We start from the raw sequence: 15379 nt of genomic DNA, 5'->3' as shown, positions 1-15379 counted from the left end.
CCCTCTCCCACAGGGAGAGGGAGAAAGGATTAGAAAATCTTCGAGAACTTATCAATGTTGCTGGCATCGTAAACAAACGGCTCAGCCATGGCGCCGTTGCCATCGGCATCCAGCTTCACTTTGCCCAGTCTGCCCATGCTGGCTTCGCCTTTGGTGGCGGTGCCTTTCACCAGGTCATCCGCCAGATAGGTAGCGGCGTAGCCAAGGTCAATCGGATTCCAGATAGCGAAGCTTTTGCTGGCGCCCGATTTCACCGCGCCCGCCATTTCAGACGGCAGACCTAAACCGGTGACGTACACTTTGCCTATCTTGCCCTGGTCTTTCACCGCCTGGGCGGCGGCAACAATACCTACGGAGGAGGGCGAGACGATCACTTTCAGATCCGGATACGTTTTCAGCAGGCCCACCGCTTCGCGATAGCTCTTATCAGAAAGATCGTCGCCGTAGGCCACGGTCACCAGATTGACGGACGGGTACTGTGGCAGCACCTTTTTCATCTCGGCAATCCAGGTATTCTGGTTGGTTGAGGTGGGGGTGGCGCTCAGTACGGCCACTTCGCCTTTTTCCACGTTCAGGGCTTTCAGCGCGTCGGCTGCCAGCTTCACGTTGGTTTCGCCGATCAGGGCGTTATTGGAAGGATTCAGGTGGATCTGACGACCGGCTTTCGCCACGCCAGAGTCCCAGGAAACGACTTTAATACCGCGCTGCATCGCTTTTTTCAGCACTGGCACCAGCGCATCAGGATCGTTGGCGGAGATAGCGATCGCATCCACCCCCTGGGCGATCAAACCGTTCAGCACTTCGATCTGCGCTTCAGCGGTGGTGGTGGTCGGCCCGGTATAAATGACTTTAACATCACCTAACTCTTTGGCTGCCTCTTGCGCGCCCACGTTGGCGGCTTCGAAGAACCCATTACCTAACGATTTTGCCACCAGGGCAATTTTAACTTCCGCCAGGGCGGAACCGGACAACGCCAGCGCGGCAACGGTGAGGATCAAGCTTGTCTTTATTTTCATTGCTTTTACTCCACTTGAGTCAGTTGTAGGGATTGCAGGTAAGTTTCGCCCCGTCTCTGTGAGCGGGGCGCGATGTTCTTATTTGTAGAGATCTAACGCCGACTGCATAGGGGTGACGTCAAAGCGTTTGCCCAGCGCAATCAACTCTTCCCGGGTGATGGTCTGTTTCATCCCCCCCATGGAATAGACTTTTACCAGCACTTCTGCGGACTTCTCGGCGGTGTCGATCAGACCGAAGGTTTCATCCAGCGTTGGACCGCTGCCAAATACCCCGTGGAATGGCCACAGCACCAGCGAATGCTTCTGCATCTCTTGCGCAGTGGCTTCGCCGATCTCATCGGTGCCCGGTACCATCCACGGTAAGATGCCAACCCCGTCCGGGAACACCACCAGACACTCGGTACTGCCTTCCCACAGTTTGCGGGTAATGAAGTCGGTATTGTTTTCCAGCACATAGGTCAGGGCGATCAGGTTCGTTGCGTGGCAGTGCATGATCACCCGGTCTTTGCCATGAGTCGCCTTAATGCGCTCGCAGTGGGAGAGGAAGTGTGCCGGCAGCTCTGAGGTTGGCACCGCTTCGTTTGTGAGCCCCCAAAGAATGTGGTACCCCGCGCCGTCGCTGTCCACTTTTACCACGCCTAAGTTTGCGGTCGGGTCGAGCTGTACGTTGCGGAAGAACTTACCGGAACCGGTCACGATAAAAGGGGTATTCGCCAACAAAGGCATAGGCTGGCTCAGCGCGATATAGCGCGGATTCTGGTGAAAATCCGCTTCAAACGGCGCGATATCTGCGTCATCAAGACGCAGCGTCAGGTTACCGCCGTTGCGCTCATCCCAGCCTTTCAGCCAGGCATCGGAAGTGGCTTTAATCATGCCCTGGACGAACCAGGCGTTAGTGATGGTCTGCATAGTTTTCTTTTCCAGTTATCGCGGTGAGGTAACACCCCTCACCCTAACCCTTTCCCCAAAGGGGAAAGGGAATTTGAACACCCTCTCCTCTTTGGGGAGAGGGCAGGGGTGAGGGGGCAGTTATCCGCGCTGACTCAGCACGTCTTTCTCATACGCCCGCACGTTATTCAGCCACTGGCTGCCTGCCGGCGTGTCATTACGCTGGCAGTACATCTCCCAGACGGCCTGCCATGGCAGTGATTTTTGCTCTTCCAGCAGCGCCAGACGCGCGGTGTAATCGCCTTGCGCTTCCAGTTTCTTCAGCTCCGCAGTTGGCTCCAGCAGGGCGCGCAGCAGGGCTTTCTTCATATTGCGGGTGCCGATAACCCATGCCGCGATGCGGTTGATAGAGGCATCAAAGAAGTCGAGGCCGATGTGCACGCGGTCGAACAGGTCGTGGCGGATAATCTCGCTGGCAATGGCCTGGGTCTCGTCATCCAGTAGCACGACATGGTCACTGTCCCAGCGCACCGGGCGGCTTACATGCAGCAGCAGGCGCGGCACGTAGAGCATGGCGGCGGAAATTTTGTCGGAGATCACTTCGGTTGGGTGGAAGTGGCCGGCATCCAGACACAATGCCGTCTGGCGGCTGGTGGCGTAACCCATGTAGAACTCGCCGGAGCCCACGGTATAGCTCTCTGCGCCAATGCCGAACAGCTTGCTCTCTACGGCGTCGATGTGGTGCGCCGGGTTAAGTTTCTCGCTGATCGCCTCATCCAGCGCATTCAGCAGACGCTGACGCGGCGCGAGGCGGTCGACGGTGATGTCTTTCATGCCGTCCGGGACCCAGATGTTCATCACCGATGGCGTGCCAAGCTGCTCGCCCAAGTAAGCCGAGATACGACGGCAGGCCTGCACGTGCTCGATCCAGAACTGGCGAATCTCGTCATCAATATGGGCAAGGGTAAAGCCATCCGCGCTGAGCGGGTGGGAGAAGCAGGAGGGGTTAAAATCCAGACCCAGCTTGTTTGCTTTTGCCCACTCCACCCAGTTTTTAAAGTGTTCCGGCTTGATTTTGTTACGGGCGATGGGCTCGTCGGATTCAAGGTAGATGGCATGCAGGTTAAGGCGCTTAGGCCCGGGGATGAGGCTCAGGGCCAACTCCAGATCCGCGCGTAGCTCCCCGGCGTTGCGGGCTTTACCCGGATAGTTGCCGGTTGCCTGAATACCACCCGTCAGTGCGCCGCCTGGGTTCTCGAAGCCTGCGACGTCGTCGCCCTGCCAGCAGTGCATGGAGACCGGCAGACGATCGAGCTGACGGAGCGCCTCCTCGACATCCACGCCCACGGCGGCGAAACGCTGTTTAGCCAGTTCCCAGGCTTGTTCTAATTGAGTGGTCATGCGCAAAGCTCCTTTGTCAGTCGGTTTTGCTGAAACTGTGCCCGGTAGCGGGCAATTTCATGGCAGGAATTAGGGGTGAACGTGGTGAGATTGTCGTTGTGACTGACCAGCGTTCGGAATTCATCGACGCTACGCAGCTCATCCAGGGTCATGAGCTGGATACCGATATTGCCGAGCGTAGAGGCTTCAATCGGCCCGGCAATCACCGTGATCCCGCAGGCGTCGGCGCAAAGCTGATTCAGCAGCGCGTTCTGGCAGCCGCCACCCACAATGTGCAACTGGCTAAACGGTTTGCCGCGTAGTGCTGCCAGTTCGCTCAGTACGTCGGCATAGAGCAGGGCGAGGCTGTCGAAGATGCAGCGCGCTAATTCAGCCGGCAGATGAGGCACCGGTTGATGGCTTTCACGGCAGGCACTCTGAATTTCGCTGCTCATGTTTGCCGGGTTGATAAAACGATCATCATTGGGGTTGATCAGGAAGCGGCAGGGCGCCAGCCTTTCGGTCTCTGCAATCAGCGCAGGCAGGTCGCTGATGGCCTGCTCTTTCAGCACCCGCTGAAGCAGCCAGAGCCCCATAATATTTTTCAGCACCCGGTAGCGCCCTTCGGCGCCGCCTTCGTTAGTGATATTGGCCGCCAGCGCCTTCTCGCAGGTGTAGGGGGTTTTGCTCTCAAAGCCCATCAGCGACCAGGTGCCGGAAGAGAGATACGCCGCATCCTGATCGGCCAGCGGCGCTGCAATCACGGCGCTGGCGGTATCATGGCTGGCGACGGCCACCACCGGGATAGTGTTGCCCTGCGGACTGCCCCATTGGCCAATCACGTTGCCCGGGTGAGTCGGGGTGCCAAACCACTGGGGAGATGCCCCCGTCCAGTTCAACAGGTTCTCATCCCAGGTATCAGAATTGATATTCACCAGCTGCGTGGTAGTGGCATTGGTGTACTCCCAGTTCATGTTCCCGGTCAGCCGGTAGCTGAAGTAGTCCGGGATCATCAGCGCATGGGCAACCTGTGCCGTCAGCTCTGGCTGCTGCTCCACCAATGCACGCAATTGATACAGGGTGTTGAAAGGGAGAAACTGAATGCCGCTGCGGCCGTAGATGTCGGCTTTACCTAATTGCTCCACGGCGCGGGCCATGACGCCGTCTGTACGGGCATCACGATATGAAACAGGCAGGCCAACGCGCTCACCGTTGTGGCCCAGCAGCACGATATCCACTCCCCAGGTATCAATGCCGATACTGTCGATACGCATACCCTCATCGCATACCTTATTCAGGCCGGTACGGATTTCCGCCTCCAGGCTATCGATATCCCAGATATCAAAACCGTCCTGCTTCTGCAGGCAGTTCACAAAGCGGTGGATTTCGCGTAGCGAAAGTGTGCGCTGAGCAGGTTCATAGCGGGCCAGCATGACGCGGCCGCTGGAGGCACCTAAATCGACAGCCACGCAATGGCGAACAGTCATGGTCAGATCCTTTCTTAAGTCATTAGCGGAGAGTGTAAGAAAGGGAAGAAAAACAGACCTTCTTGCCACTGACAGGCAAAATCGGCAGCTGGCAAGAAAGCGAAGGTGAACGTGAGAGAGTTCACAGTTTCCAGTTATCACCGGGAATTCAGGAGATGTGACCCTGACCGCATTTCCCGATCTTTCCGCGCGTTTCTTAAAAAACCGACAGGCTTTGCGCACTTTGCTGTCAAAAATTTAAGGTGAGTTCGCAGGGGCTTAATTACTATTTTGAGAACATTTCTCATTCGTAGGGGCCGTTATGACCGTACTGCACAGCGTGGATTTTTTCCCTTCTGGAGGTTCGCCAGTCGCGATCGAGCCACGGCTTCCTCAGGCGGCGTTTCCAGAACACCATCATGATTTTCATGAGATTGTGATTGTGGAACACGGCACCGGCATACACGTATTCAACGGCCAGCCCTACACCATTAGCGGCGGTACCGTCTGCTTTGTGCGCGATCATGATCGGCATTTATATGAACATACCGACAACCTCTGCCTGACCAATGTTCTCTACCGTTCGCCAGAGGCGTTCCAGTTTCTGTCGGGACTGAATAAGCTGTTGCCGCAGGAGCAGGACGGCCATTATCCGTCGCACTGGCGTGTTAACCAGTCCACCTTACAGCAGGTGAGGCAGCTGGTAAGCCAGATGGAGATGATGGACGCTGGCGGGGATACCCATGCCATCGCCAGTTATGAGTTGCTGTTTATGCAGCTGCTGGTCCTGCTGCGCCGTAGCAGCCTGATGGAAAAGGCGGGCAATAACGATGAGCGTCTTAATCAGCTGATGGCGTGGCTGGAAGACCATTTTGCCGAAGATGTGTGCTGGGAAACGCTGGCAGATAACTTTTCGCTTTCGCTGCGCACCCTGCATCGCCAGCTGAAACAGCACACCGGGTCGACGCCACAGCGCTATCTCAACCGTTTACGCCTGATTAAAGCGCGTCATCTGTTGCGCCACACCGATGAGAGCGTGACAGATATCGCTTATCGCTGCGGTTTCGGCGACAGTAACCATTTTTCAACGCTATTTCGCCGGGAATTTAACTGGTCCCCGCGCGACATCCGCCAGGGCCGGGATACGCCGCTTCAGTAACGCGAGGAAAATCACCGTTTTTTCAGCGTAAATGGCCGATAATAAGCGGTTATTAGTCGTTGAGGTGTACCGTGGCCGCTCAGTTGATCCTTCGCAAAGCCGACTTTTTTGCCGGTGCCGACCAGGCCGTTGCTGTGGCGGATCGCTACCCGCAAAATGTCTTTGCCGAGCATACCCATGAGTTTTGCGAAATGGTTTTGGTCTGGCGAGGCAACGGGCTTCACGTGCTTAATGACCGTCCTTATCGCATCACCCGCGGTGACCTGTTTTACATTCGCGCCGAAGATAAACACTCCTACGCTTCTGTTAACGACCTGGTGTTGCAGAACGTTATCTACTGCCCTGAAAGGCTGAAGCTCAACGTCGACTGGGCGGCGGCTATTCCGCGTTTTACTGAGGCGCGCGGCGAACCGCACTGGCGACTGAGCAGTAACGGCATGGCTCAGGTTCGACAGGTGATTGCCCAACTGGAGCAAGAGAGCCAGAAGAGTGATCCCCTTGCTAACTCAATGTCTGAACTCCTTTTCGCGCAGCTGGTGATGACCCTTAAGCGCTTTCGTTACGCCACCGATCACCCTTCAGCGAATGAGCAGGAAGCCCTGCTCGACAAACTCATCACCGCTCTGGCGGGCAGCCTGAACCGCAGCTTTGTGCTGGAGAAGTTCTGCGAGCAGGAGCAGTGCAGCGAGCGGGCATTGCGCCAGCAGTTCCGCACGCAGACCGGTATGACGGTTAATCATTACCTGCGCCAGCTGCGGATCTGCCACGCACAATATCTGTTGCAGCACACGGAACTGATGGTGAGTGAGGTGGCGATGCGCTGCGGATTTGAGGACAGTAACTACTTCTCCGTGGTGTTCAACCGCGAAGTGGGCATGACGCCGGTCCAGTGGCGCCAGCGCAGCCGCAAGGCGGCATGATCGCCCCGTCATTCAGTCATTTATAATAAATTAATAACCACACAAAGAGTGTGGCATTGATAATCATTTTCAATATCATTTAATTAACTATAATGAACCAACTGCTTACGCGGCATTAACAGCTGTGCCGCCCGACACTAATGGAGAGGATTATGAGTTATACACTGCCATCCCTGCCGTATGCCTATGACGCACTGGAACCGCATTTCGACAAGCAGACGATGGAAATCCATCACACTAAACACCACCAGACTTACGTGAACAACGCGAACGCTGCGCTGGAAAGCCTGCCAGAGTTCGCTAACCTGCCGGTTGAAGAGCTGATCACCAAACTGGACCAGCTGCCAGCCGACAAAAAAACCGTACTGCGTAACAACGCAGGTGGTCACGCTAACCACAGCCTGTTCTGGAAAGGCCTGAAAACTGGCACCACCCTGCAGGGCGACCTGAAAGCCGCTATCGAGCGTGACTTCGGTTCCGTGGACAACTTCAAAGCTGAGTTTGAAAAAGCCGCTGCGACCCGTTTCGGCTCTGGCTGGGCGTGGCTGGTGCTGAAAGGCGACAAACTGGCGGTAGTTTCTACTGCTAACCAGGACTCCCCGCTGATGGGTGAAGCAATCTCTGGTGCATCCGGTTTCCCAATCCTGGGTCTGGACGTGTGGGAACACGCTTACTACCTGAAGTTCCAGAACCGTCGCCCTGACTACATCAAAGCCTTCTGGGATGTCGTGAACTGGGACGAAGCTGCTGCGCGTTTCGCTGCTAAAAAATAAGGTTGCATTGACCTGAATGAGAAGCGAGTCTGATGACTCGCTTTTTTTGTATCTGAAGGAGTAGAGATGCACTACCCGGTCAACGTGTTTACAGGCAAGGTAACAGAGTACGAAGGCAGCCGCCCCAGCGCTATCGCCAAAGTACAGGTAGACGGCGAGCTGAGCTTAACCGAGCGCGGTCTCGTGGGTGATGAGCAGGCTGAAAAGAAAATTCACGGCGGGCCGGAGCGCGCGCTGTGCCACTATCCGCGCGAGCATTATGCTTTCTGGATGAATGAATTCCCCGGGCAGGCGGAGCGCTTCGTCGCCCCCGCGTTTGGCGAGAACCTCTCTACCGAAGGGCTGACCGAACAAAACGTCTTTATCGGCGATATCTTCCGCTGGGGTGATGCCCTGATTCAGGTGACGCAGCCGCGTTCGCCGTGCTTCAAACTGAACTACCATTTTGGCATAGAGGATATGTCCGCCCGGCTGCAAAGTGCCGGTAAAACCGGCTGGCTCTACCGGGTGGTGCTGGCGGGGAAAGTGCTGACGGATGCCCCACTGGAACTCGTTTCCCGCGTGAGTGATGTGTCGGTGTACGATGCCTGCGCGATCGCCTGGCATATGCCGTTTGACGATGAGCAGTACCATCGTCTGCTGTCGGCGGCAGGATTGTCCACCAGCTGGACCAGAACGATGCAGAAGCGCCGTATTAGCGGGAAGATCGAGGATAATTCGCGGAGATTGTGGGGGAGGTAACGGCCCCTCACCCCGGCCCTCTCCCCAAAGGGGCGAGGGTGAAAAAACGCATGGGGCAGTCCCCTCTCCCCTATGGGGAGAGGGTTAGGGTGAGGGGGGGTGTTACGAACGTTTATACAGCGGCAGCCACAGCGTCAACCGAAGTCCGCCCAGCGGACTGTCATCGGCTTTCACCCATCCATTGTGCTGCTGCATCGCGGTCTCGACAATCGCCAGACCCAACCCCGTGCCGCCAGACTCGCGATCGCGCGCCTCATCGGTACGGTAGAACGGACGGAAAATCTGTTCGCGATCTTCCGGACTTACGCCCGGGCCGTCATCATCCACGTTAATGGTAATGCCGTCTTTATCGACCGAGAAGGCCACCTCAATCTTCGTATGCGAGTAACGCAGGGCGTTACGCACGATATTCTCCAGCGCGCTTTCCAGCGTGTTGGGGTTACCGTACAGCGGCCAGGGTCCGGGCGGGAAGTTAACGGTAAACGACTTGCCCATCTGCTCAGCTTCAAAGGCAGCGTTGTCCAGCACCTCATGCCACAGGTGATTAGCCTTCACCTTTTCGCTCACCAGCGCATTTTTCTGCTGGTTGCGAGACATCACCAGCAGGTCGTTGATCATGCTATCCAGACGGTGCGCTTCCGTTTCGATACGCTCCAGCTCTTTGCTCTCTCCGCTACGGCGGCGAAGCAGGGCGGTTCCGAGCTGCAGGCGCGTCAGCGGCGTGCGTAGCTCGTGAGAGATGTCAGATAACAGACGTTGCTGGGTGGTCATCATCCGCTCAAGCGCCGTCACCATCTGGTTAAAACTGGCCCCTGCCGCCAGGAATTCTTGCGGTCCCGCTTCCAGTTCAGGGTGCTGTCGCAGGTTACCCTGCGCCACTTCATCGGCCGCATTTTTCAACTTACGTGCAGGTTTAGCCAGACTCCATGCCAGCCACAACAGCAGCGGCGAGCTGACCAGCATCGTGACAATCAGCAGCAGAAGCGGCCGGTCGAATAGCAGGTTAATAAAATCGGACTGGGAATTGCTTGCAGGACGAATCAGGTAAAGCTGGTAGTTATCTTCCCCGTCACGCACGGAGAAGGGCCCCACCATCTCGACCCGACCATATTTTTTCTTTTGCGGATGGTCGGCGTTATCTGCCTGGCCAATAAAGTTGCGAATGATCTGCATTTCACTGCGTTCCGCACCGATCACGCGCCCTTCGCTGGTCACCAGCAGAAGACGTTGGCCGGGCGGCGCCCATTTATCAATGGCGCGAAAAAGCCTGCGCCACCACATCAAATCATTGGGCGGATCAATAGCGAGCTCCGCTTCTACGTGCTGCTCAATCATGATGCCCTGACGTTGCTCGCTATCGAGGAGCTCCGTCATCTGGCGGGAATCGAGCTTAGGCAGCATCAAGACCAGCATCAAAACCAGTGCCAGCGTCAGCCAGAAAATGGCGAAGATGCGGGCGGTTAAGCTGCCTATCATGAAGCGGAGACCATCAGATAACCACGGCCACGCAGGGTTTTAAACCACGGATGCCCATCCTTACGCTCTGGCAACTTACGGCGCAGGTTAGAGATGTGCATATCAATGGCCCGATCGAACGGTGTGAGACGTTTACCCAGCACTTCCTGGCTAAGATGTTCACGCGATACCACCTGGCCCAGATGTTGCGCCAGGAGATAAAGCAGGGTGAATTCGGTACCGGTCAACTCCAGCGCCTGACCGTCAAAGCTCGCTTCCTGGCGACCTGGATTCAGGCTCAGGGAGTCCACTTCAAGGGTTGGCGATCCGGTATCGGTATTCTGCTGCTGCTCGCTCCAGTGTGAACGGCGCAGAATCGCGCGAATACGGGCCACCAGTTCACGGTCATTGAACGGTTTCGGTAGATAGTCGTCTGCGCCCAGCTCAAGGCCGAGGACGCGGTCAAGTTCGCTGCCGCGCGCGGTCAGCATAATAACGGGTGTCTGGTGTGTCTGGCGAAGCTCTTTAAGGGTGTCGATACCGTTTTTCTTCGGCATCATGACGTCGAGCAAAAGCAAGTCAATGCTATCGTCAAGGAGACCCAGCGCCTGTTCCCCGTCATGGGCAACTTGTACATCAAAGCCTTCCATGTCGAGCAACTCCTTCAACAGGGATGTCAGCTCTCGGTCATCATCAACTAACAGGATTTTATTCATTGTTTAAATACCTCCGAGGCAGAAATTACGTCATCAAGGCTATCTAATCCATGACTTTACGTTGTTTTACACCCCCTGACGCATGTTTGCAGCCTGAATCGTAGACTGTCTCTCGTTGAATCGCGACACGAAAGATTTTGGGAGCAAGTGATGCGCAAAGTTACCGCTGCCGTCATGGCCTCAACACTGGCGTTTAGTGCTTTAAGCCAGGCGGCTGGAGTCATCACCGGCGATAACAAGTCCTCCAGTGAGGGCATTACGCAACCCAGCAGCCAAAGCCATATGTTTGACGGCATAAGTTTAACCGAACATCAGCGTCAACAGATGCGGGATCTAATGCAGAGGGCAAGACATGACCAGCCCCCTGTTAATGTTAGCGAAATGGAGACAATGCACCGCCTTGTCACCGCAGAAAATTTTGATGAAAGCGCTGTGCGCGTTCAGGCAGAAAAGATGGCGCAAGAGCAGGTTGCTCGCCAGGTCGAGATGGCCCGGGTCCGCAACCAAATGTTCCATCTGCTAACGCCCGAGCAGCAAGCGGTTCTGAACGAGAAACATCAGCAACGGATGGATCAGTTGCGTGAGGTTGCACGGATGCAGAAGAGTTCCGACTCAACGTTTTTCAGTAGCAATACCCGTAGCAACCAGTAAACCCTGTTTTCCTTGCCATAGACACCATCCCTGTCTTCCCCCACATGATGTGGGGGTTTTTTTTGCCTGAAATTCGCGCGCGTTAACTTTTTATTCATCTTATTGGCTCCCCTGCATCCGTTATACTAGCGGCATGTCATGACAGGAGTGTTTATGAATCAATCCTATGGACGGCTTGTAAGCCGGGCGGCAATCGCAGCGACGATTATGGCGTCGGGATTACTGCTGATAAAAATTTTCGCGTGGTGGTACACCGGCTCGGTCAGCATTCTGGCGGCACTGGTAGACTCGCTGGTGGATATTGCCGCCTCGCTCACCAACCTTCTGGTGGTGCGCTACTCGCTGCAACCCGCAGACGAGGAACATACCTTTGGCCACGGTAAGGCGGAATCCCTTGCCGCGCTGGCGCAAAGTATGTTTATTTCGGGTTCGGCGCTGTTTCTCTTTTTGACCGGCATCCAGCATCTTTTTAACCCAACGCCGATGAAAGATCCGGGCGTAGGCGTTGGGGTGACGGTTATCGCGCTTATTAGCACATTAGTTCTTGTTACGTTCCAGCGCTGGGTGGTGCGAAAAACGCAAAGCCAGGCGGTACGGGCAGATATGCTTCATTATCAGTCTGATGTTATGATGAATGGCGCTATTCTTATTGCACTCGGTCTCGCCTGGTACGGGTGGCACCGGGCCGATGCAATATTCGCGTTAGGTATCGGGGTGTATATTTTATATTGTGCGTTACGCATGGGCTATGAAGCGGTACAAGCGCTTCTGGACCGGGCACTTCCCGACGCAGAACGGCAAGAAATCTTTGAAATCGTGATCTCCTGGCCTGGCGTCAGCGGGGCGCACGATCTTCGCACGCGGCAGTCAGGGCCGACCCGCTTTATACAGATTCATTTGGAAATGGAAGATAACCTGCCGCTTGTTCAGGCCCATCTGGTGGCTGAGCAGGTCGAGCAGGCGATTTTGCAGCGTTTCCCGGGCTCAGATGTCATTATTCATCAGGATCCCTGCTCAGTCGTACCCAGGTCAGGCAATGACCATTTGAGCTTTCGTAATTCGTTGTAAAAAAAGTGAGCCAGGCCAGCATTTTGTGGATAAATTACCGCCATTGGGTCTGACCTGAATCAATTCAGCCGGAAGTGATTGATATACTATTTGCAGTATAAATTGGTCGCCAGACGTCTTCCGGCAACAGATTTCATTTTTGCATTCCTAAGTTCAGAGGTAGTCATGATTAAGAAAATCGGTGTGTTGACAAGCGGCGGTGATGCGCCGGGCATGAACGCGGCAATTCGTGGTGTAGTCCGTGCAGCGTTGACGGAAGGTCTGGAAGTTTTTGGTATCTATGATGGTTATCTGGGCCTGTATGAAGATCGCATGGTGCAACTCGACCGCTACAGCGTGTCCGATATGATTAACCGTGGCGGCACCTTCCTGGGGTCTGCACGTTTCCCTGAGTTCCGCGATGATCGCATCCGTGAAGTGGCGATCGAAAACATGAAGAAGCGCGGCCTGGACGCACTGGTTGTTATCGGGGGCGATGGCTCCTACATGGGGGCAAAACGTCTCACTGAAATGGGCTTCCCGTGCATCGGTCTGCCGGGCACCATCGATAACGACATCAAAGGTACCGACTACACCATCGGTTTCTTCACCGCACTGGGTACCGTCGTTGAAGCGATTGACCGCCTGCGTGACACCTCCTCTTCCCACCAGCGTATCTCCATCGTTGAAGTGATGGGCCGCTACTGTGGCGACCTGACGCTGGCTGCGGCCATCGCGGGGGGTTGTGAGTTCGTCGTAGTGCCGGAAGTGGAATTCAGCCGTGAAGACCTGGTAGCAGAAATCAAAGCCGGTATCGCGAAAGGTAAGAAGCACGCCATCGTAGCCATCACTGAGCACATCTGTGATGTAGATGAACTGGCGAAGTACATCGAAACCGAAACCAAGCGCGAAACCCGTGCGACCGTACTGGGCCACATCCAGCGCGGCGGCTCCCCAGGGCCATACGACCGTATCCTGGCATCCCGCATGGGCGCATATGCGATCGATCTGCTGCTGCAGGGCCACGGTGGCCGCTGCGTCGGTATTCAGAACGAAAAACTGGTTCACCATGACATCATCGACGCGATTGAAAATATGAAGCGTCCGTTCAAAGGTGACTGGTTAGACTGCGCGAAAAAACTGTATTAATCTTCTGGCCCTCTCCGTCCGGAGAGGGCTTTTATTCATCACCGCTATAACCAATCTTTTTTTATTCTTTAATCAATGGTCCGCTTTCTGGCACGCTTCACTCATCAAATATCACATTAGAGAGTTGGGCGATGAATAAGTGGAGCGTAGGATTAACATTATTGCTGGCTTCGACCAGCGTTCTGGCTAAGGATATCCAGTTACTGAACGTGTCGTACGACCCGACGCGTGAACTGTACGAACAGTACAACAAGGCCTTCGCGGCGCACTGGAAACAGGAAACTGGCGATAATGTCGTGATCCGTCAGTCTCACGGTGGCTCAGGTAAGCAAGCTACGTCCGTCATCAACGGTATTGAAGCCGACGTGGTCACCCTGGCGCTGGCCTATGACGTGGACGCCATTGCAGAGCGTGGTCGTATTGATAAGAACTGGATCAAACGCCTGCCGGATAACTCCGCCCCTTACACCTCTACCATCGTGTTCCTGGTACGCAAAGGTAACCCGAAACAGATTCATGACTGGAACGATCTGGTTAAACCGGGCGTTTCTGTTATCACGCCAAATCCGAAAAGCTCCGGTGGCGCACGCTGGAACTACCTTGCTGCATGGGGTTATGCCCTTCACCACAACAACAATGACCAGGCAAAAGCGCAGGATTTCGTGAAGGCGTTGTTTAAAAACGTGGAAGTGCTGGACTCCGGCGCACGTGGCGCAACCAACACCTTTGTTGAACGGGGTATTGGCGATGTGCTGATTGCCTGGGAAAACGAAGCCCTGCTGGCGACCAACGAACTGGGTAAAGACAAGTTTGAAATTGTGACCCCGGGCGAGTCGATTCTGGCCGAGCCGACCGTCTCTGTGGTCGACAAAGTGGTCGAGAAGAAGGGGACCAAAGCCGTAGCGGAAGCCTATCTGAAATATCTCTACACCCCGGAAGGGCAAGAGATTGCGGCGAAGAACTACTATCGCCCGCGTGATGAGGCGGTGGCGAAGAAATATGAAAGCACCTTCCCGAAACTGAAGCTCTTCACCATTGACGATGTGTTCGGCGGCTGGGCGAAGGCGCAGAAGGACCACTTCTCCAACGGCGGTACCTTCGACCAGATCAGCAAACGCTAAGATCTGGCGGAAAAGGCGATGACCCGGCGTGAGAAATCCGCCGGGTTTTTTATTGGTCACTTTTTTGCGTTACTCTCTTCTTCTGGTCAAAACAGGGAACGCGAGATGAAAAGAGCAGGGCTTATATTACTGGTGCTGGTGATCATTGTCGGCGCTGCAGGCGTTGGGTTCTGGATGAAGGCGGGCAACCCGGATGCCCTTCGCCACATCGTGCTTGAGCAGTGCGTACCCAATCAGCAGCAGCATCGCCAGCCCGCGCCCTGCGAGCAGGTGAAAACGGATGCAGGCTACGTGGTATTCAAAGATCGTAACGGTCCCTTACAGTATCTGCTGATGCCCACATATCGCATCAAGGGTACCGAAAGCCCGCTGCTGCTGGAGCCCCATACGCCTAATTTCTTCTGGCTGGCATGGCAGGCGCGCAATTTTATGAGCCGTAAACGCGGTGCGGAGGTGCCCGCCAGCGCCGTCTCGCTCACCATTAATTCGCCAACCGGGCGTACGCAAAACCACTTCCATATTCATATCTCTTGCCTGCGCCCGGACGTGCGCATCAAGCTTGATACGCATCAGGCGCAAATCAGTACTCAGTGGCTTCCCTTTCCTGGCGGGCTGGCGGGGCACGACTATTTGGCACGTCGGGTGACGGAAAACGAACTGGTCAAACGCAGCCCCTTTTTGATGCTGGCGGAAGAGGTGCCGGAAGCGCGCAACCACATGGGGCGCTTTGCACTGGCGATGGCACAGCAGGCTGACGGCTCCTTTGTCCTGCTGGCGACCGAACGCAATCTGCTACTGCTTAACCGCGCATCCGCGGAAGAATTACAGGATCATCAATGCGATATTCTGCAGTGACCCCACCATAAATAGCGTTGTCTCTGGCTGCCTGTCGCCGTA

Annotated in this window: 15 protein-coding genes; 9 read left to right on the top strand and 6 right to left on the bottom strand. The window is 55.4% G+C overall.

The annotated features are described in order from the left end of the window. Positions 1 to 29 precede the first annotated feature (29 nt). From rhaS (WFN75_RS20930) to rhaB, 4 genes are all read right to left on the bottom strand, one after another. A complete protein-coding gene (gene rhaS / locus WFN75_RS20930) occupies positions 30 to 1016 on the bottom strand; it encodes a rhamnose ABC transporter substrate-binding protein (RefSeq protein ID WP_286931827.1) in 987 nt (328 codons plus the stop codon). A 78-nt stretch (positions 1017 to 1094) separates the two neighbouring features. Next, positions 1095 to 1925 carry a rhamnulose-1-phosphate aldolase gene (rhaD, locus tag WFN75_RS20925; RefSeq protein WP_040077991.1) on the bottom strand — a complete coding sequence of 277 codons (831 nt, stop codon included), beginning with the start codon at positions 1923 to 1925 and terminating at the stop codon, positions 1095 to 1097. A 120-nt stretch (positions 1926 to 2045) separates the two neighbouring features. Further along, positions 2046 to 3305, bottom strand: coding sequence for an L-rhamnose isomerase (gene rhaA / locus WFN75_RS20920; RefSeq protein ID WP_336996753.1), 1260 nt, complete (start codon positions 3303 to 3305; stop codon positions 2046 to 2048). Continuing rightward, entirely contained in the window at positions 3302 to 4771 is a 1470-nt protein-coding gene (gene rhaB / locus WFN75_RS20915) for a rhamnulokinase (protein WP_286772237.1), read from the bottom strand. Before rhaB ends, rhaA begins: the two co-directional genes overlap by 4 nt. Before the next feature lie 301 nt (positions 4772 to 5072). On the opposite strand from rhaB, the gene rhaS (WFN75_RS20910) reads away from it, so the two are divergent. The 4 genes from rhaS (WFN75_RS20910) to yiiM all read left to right on the top strand — a co-directional run bounded on the left by rhaS (WFN75_RS20910) (position 5073) and on the right by yiiM (position 8343). Further along, positions 5073 to 5909 (top strand): HTH-type transcriptional activator RhaS, encoded by an 837-nt coding sequence (gene rhaS / locus WFN75_RS20910; RefSeq protein WP_040077995.1) that lies wholly within the window; start codon positions 5073 to 5075, stop codon positions 5907 to 5909. 71 nt (positions 5910 to 5980) lie between these two features. Continuing rightward, positions 5981 to 6829 (top strand): HTH-type transcriptional activator RhaR, encoded by an 849-nt coding sequence (gene rhaR / locus WFN75_RS20905; protein ID WP_336996752.1) that lies wholly within the window; start codon positions 5981 to 5983, stop codon positions 6827 to 6829. Positions 6830 to 6981: 152 nt separating this feature from the next. Next, the gene (gene sodA / locus WFN75_RS20900; protein WP_003861999.1) at positions 6982 to 7602 is read left to right on the top strand and encodes a superoxide dismutase [Mn]; all 621 of its coding nucleotides are present in this window, start codon (positions 6982 to 6984) and stop codon (positions 7600 to 7602) included. A 66-nt stretch (positions 7603 to 7668) separates the two neighbouring features. Beyond that, positions 7669 to 8343, top strand: coding sequence for a 6-hydroxyaminopurine reductase (yiiM, locus tag WFN75_RS20895; protein ID WP_046886202.1), 675 nt, complete (start codon positions 7669 to 7671; stop codon positions 8341 to 8343). 102 nt (positions 8344 to 8445) lie between these two features. Here yiiM and cpxA read toward each other — a convergent pair whose 3' ends face one another. Further along, on the bottom strand, positions 8446 to 9819 hold the full coding sequence (gene cpxA, locus WFN75_RS20890) for an envelope stress sensor histidine kinase CpxA (RefSeq protein WP_040078000.1): 1374 nt from the start codon (positions 9817 to 9819) through the stop codon (positions 8446 to 8448). Further along, entirely contained in the window at positions 9816 to 10514 is a 699-nt protein-coding gene (cpxR, locus tag WFN75_RS20885) for an envelope stress response regulator transcription factor CpxR (protein ID WP_040078001.1), read from the bottom strand. The genes cpxA and cpxR overlap by 4 nt, the downstream gene beginning before the upstream one ends. 150 nt (positions 10515 to 10664) lie before the next feature. Here cpxR and cpxP point away from each other — a divergent pair, with 150 nt between their 5' ends. The 5 genes from cpxP (at position 10665) to WFN75_RS20860 (ending at position 15337) form a co-directional block, all read left to right on the top strand. Beyond that, on the top strand, positions 10665 to 11165 hold the full coding sequence (gene cpxP, locus WFN75_RS20880) for a cell-envelope stress modulator CpxP (RefSeq protein ID WP_040078003.1): 501 nt from the start codon (positions 10665 to 10667) through the stop codon (positions 11163 to 11165). Between the two features lie 153 nt (positions 11166 to 11318). Continuing rightward, positions 11319 to 12233, top strand: coding sequence for a CDF family cation-efflux transporter FieF (fieF, locus tag WFN75_RS20875; protein ID WP_040078004.1), 915 nt, complete (start codon positions 11319 to 11321; stop codon positions 12231 to 12233). Between the two features lie 165 nt (positions 12234 to 12398). Beyond that, positions 12399 to 13361 (top strand): 6-phosphofructokinase, encoded by a 963-nt coding sequence (pfkA, locus tag WFN75_RS20870; protein WP_040078006.1) that lies wholly within the window; start codon positions 12399 to 12401, stop codon positions 13359 to 13361. Between the two features lie 131 nt (positions 13362 to 13492). Further along, positions 13493 to 14482, top strand: a complete 990-nt coding sequence (locus WFN75_RS20865; RefSeq protein ID WP_207292639.1) for a sulfate ABC transporter substrate-binding protein — start codon at positions 13493 to 13495, stop codon at positions 14480 to 14482. Positions 14483 to 14587: 105 nt separating this feature from the next. Next, positions 14588 to 15337 carry a CDP-diacylglycerol diphosphatase gene (locus tag WFN75_RS20860; RefSeq protein ID WP_046886229.1) on the top strand — a complete coding sequence of 250 codons (750 nt, stop codon included), beginning with the start codon at positions 14588 to 14590 and terminating at the stop codon, positions 15335 to 15337. Positions 15338 to 15379 lie beyond the last annotated feature (42 nt).

Origin of the sequence: Leclercia sp. UBA7405, assembly GCF_037152215.1 — a bacterium.
In the GTDB taxonomy this organism is placed as follows: domain Bacteria; phylum Pseudomonadota; class Gammaproteobacteria; order Enterobacterales; family Enterobacteriaceae; genus Enterobacter; species Enterobacter pneumoniae.
Note: the sequence above shows the minus strand (reverse complement) of the source record. Positions and strands in the feature narration are given on the sequence as shown.

Excerpts from the sequence above, each read along its gene's own strand:
- yiiM (WP_046886202.1), top strand. The coding sequence starts at position 7,669 with ATGCACTACCCGGTCAACGTGTTTACAGGCAAGGTAACAGAGTACGAA.
- rhaA (WP_336996753.1), bottom strand. The coding sequence starts at position 3,305 with ATGACCACTCAATTAGAACAAGCCTGGGAACTGGCTAAACAGCGTTTC.
- cpxR (WP_040078001.1), bottom strand. The coding sequence starts at position 10,514 with ATGAATAAAATCCTGTTAGTTGATGATGACCGAGAGCTGACATCCCTG.
- WFN75_RS20865 (WP_207292639.1), top strand. The coding sequence starts at position 13,493 with ATGAATAAGTGGAGCGTAGGATTAACATTATTGCTGGCTTCGACCAGC.
- WFN75_RS20860 (WP_046886229.1), top strand. The coding sequence starts at position 14,588 with ATGAAAAGAGCAGGGCTTATATTACTGGTGCTGGTGATCATTGTCGGC.
- rhaD (WP_040077991.1), bottom strand. The coding sequence starts at position 1,925 with ATGCAGACCATCACTAACGCCTGGTTCGTCCAGGGCATGATTAAAGCC.
- rhaS (WP_040077995.1), top strand. The coding sequence starts at position 5,073 with ATGACCGTACTGCACAGCGTGGATTTTTTCCCTTCTGGAGGTTCGCCA.
- cpxP (WP_040078003.1), top strand. The coding sequence starts at position 10,665 with ATGCGCAAAGTTACCGCTGCCGTCATGGCCTCAACACTGGCGTTTAGT.
- rhaB (WP_286772237.1), bottom strand. The coding sequence starts at position 4,771 with ATGACTGTTCGCCATTGCGTGGCTGTCGATTTAGGTGCCTCCAGCGGC.
- fieF (WP_040078004.1), top strand. The coding sequence starts at position 11,319 with ATGAATCAATCCTATGGACGGCTTGTAAGCCGGGCGGCAATCGCAGCG.
- pfkA (WP_040078006.1), top strand. The coding sequence starts at position 12,399 with ATGATTAAGAAAATCGGTGTGTTGACAAGCGGCGGTGATGCGCCGGGC.
- rhaS (WP_286931827.1), bottom strand. The coding sequence starts at position 1,016 with ATGAAAATAAAGACAAGCTTGATCCTCACCGTTGCCGCGCTGGCGTTG.
- sodA (WP_003861999.1), top strand. The coding sequence starts at position 6,982 with ATGAGTTATACACTGCCATCCCTGCCGTATGCCTATGACGCACTGGAA.
- cpxA (WP_040078000.1), bottom strand. The coding sequence starts at position 9,819 with ATGATAGGCAGCTTAACCGCCCGCATCTTCGCCATTTTCTGGCTGACG.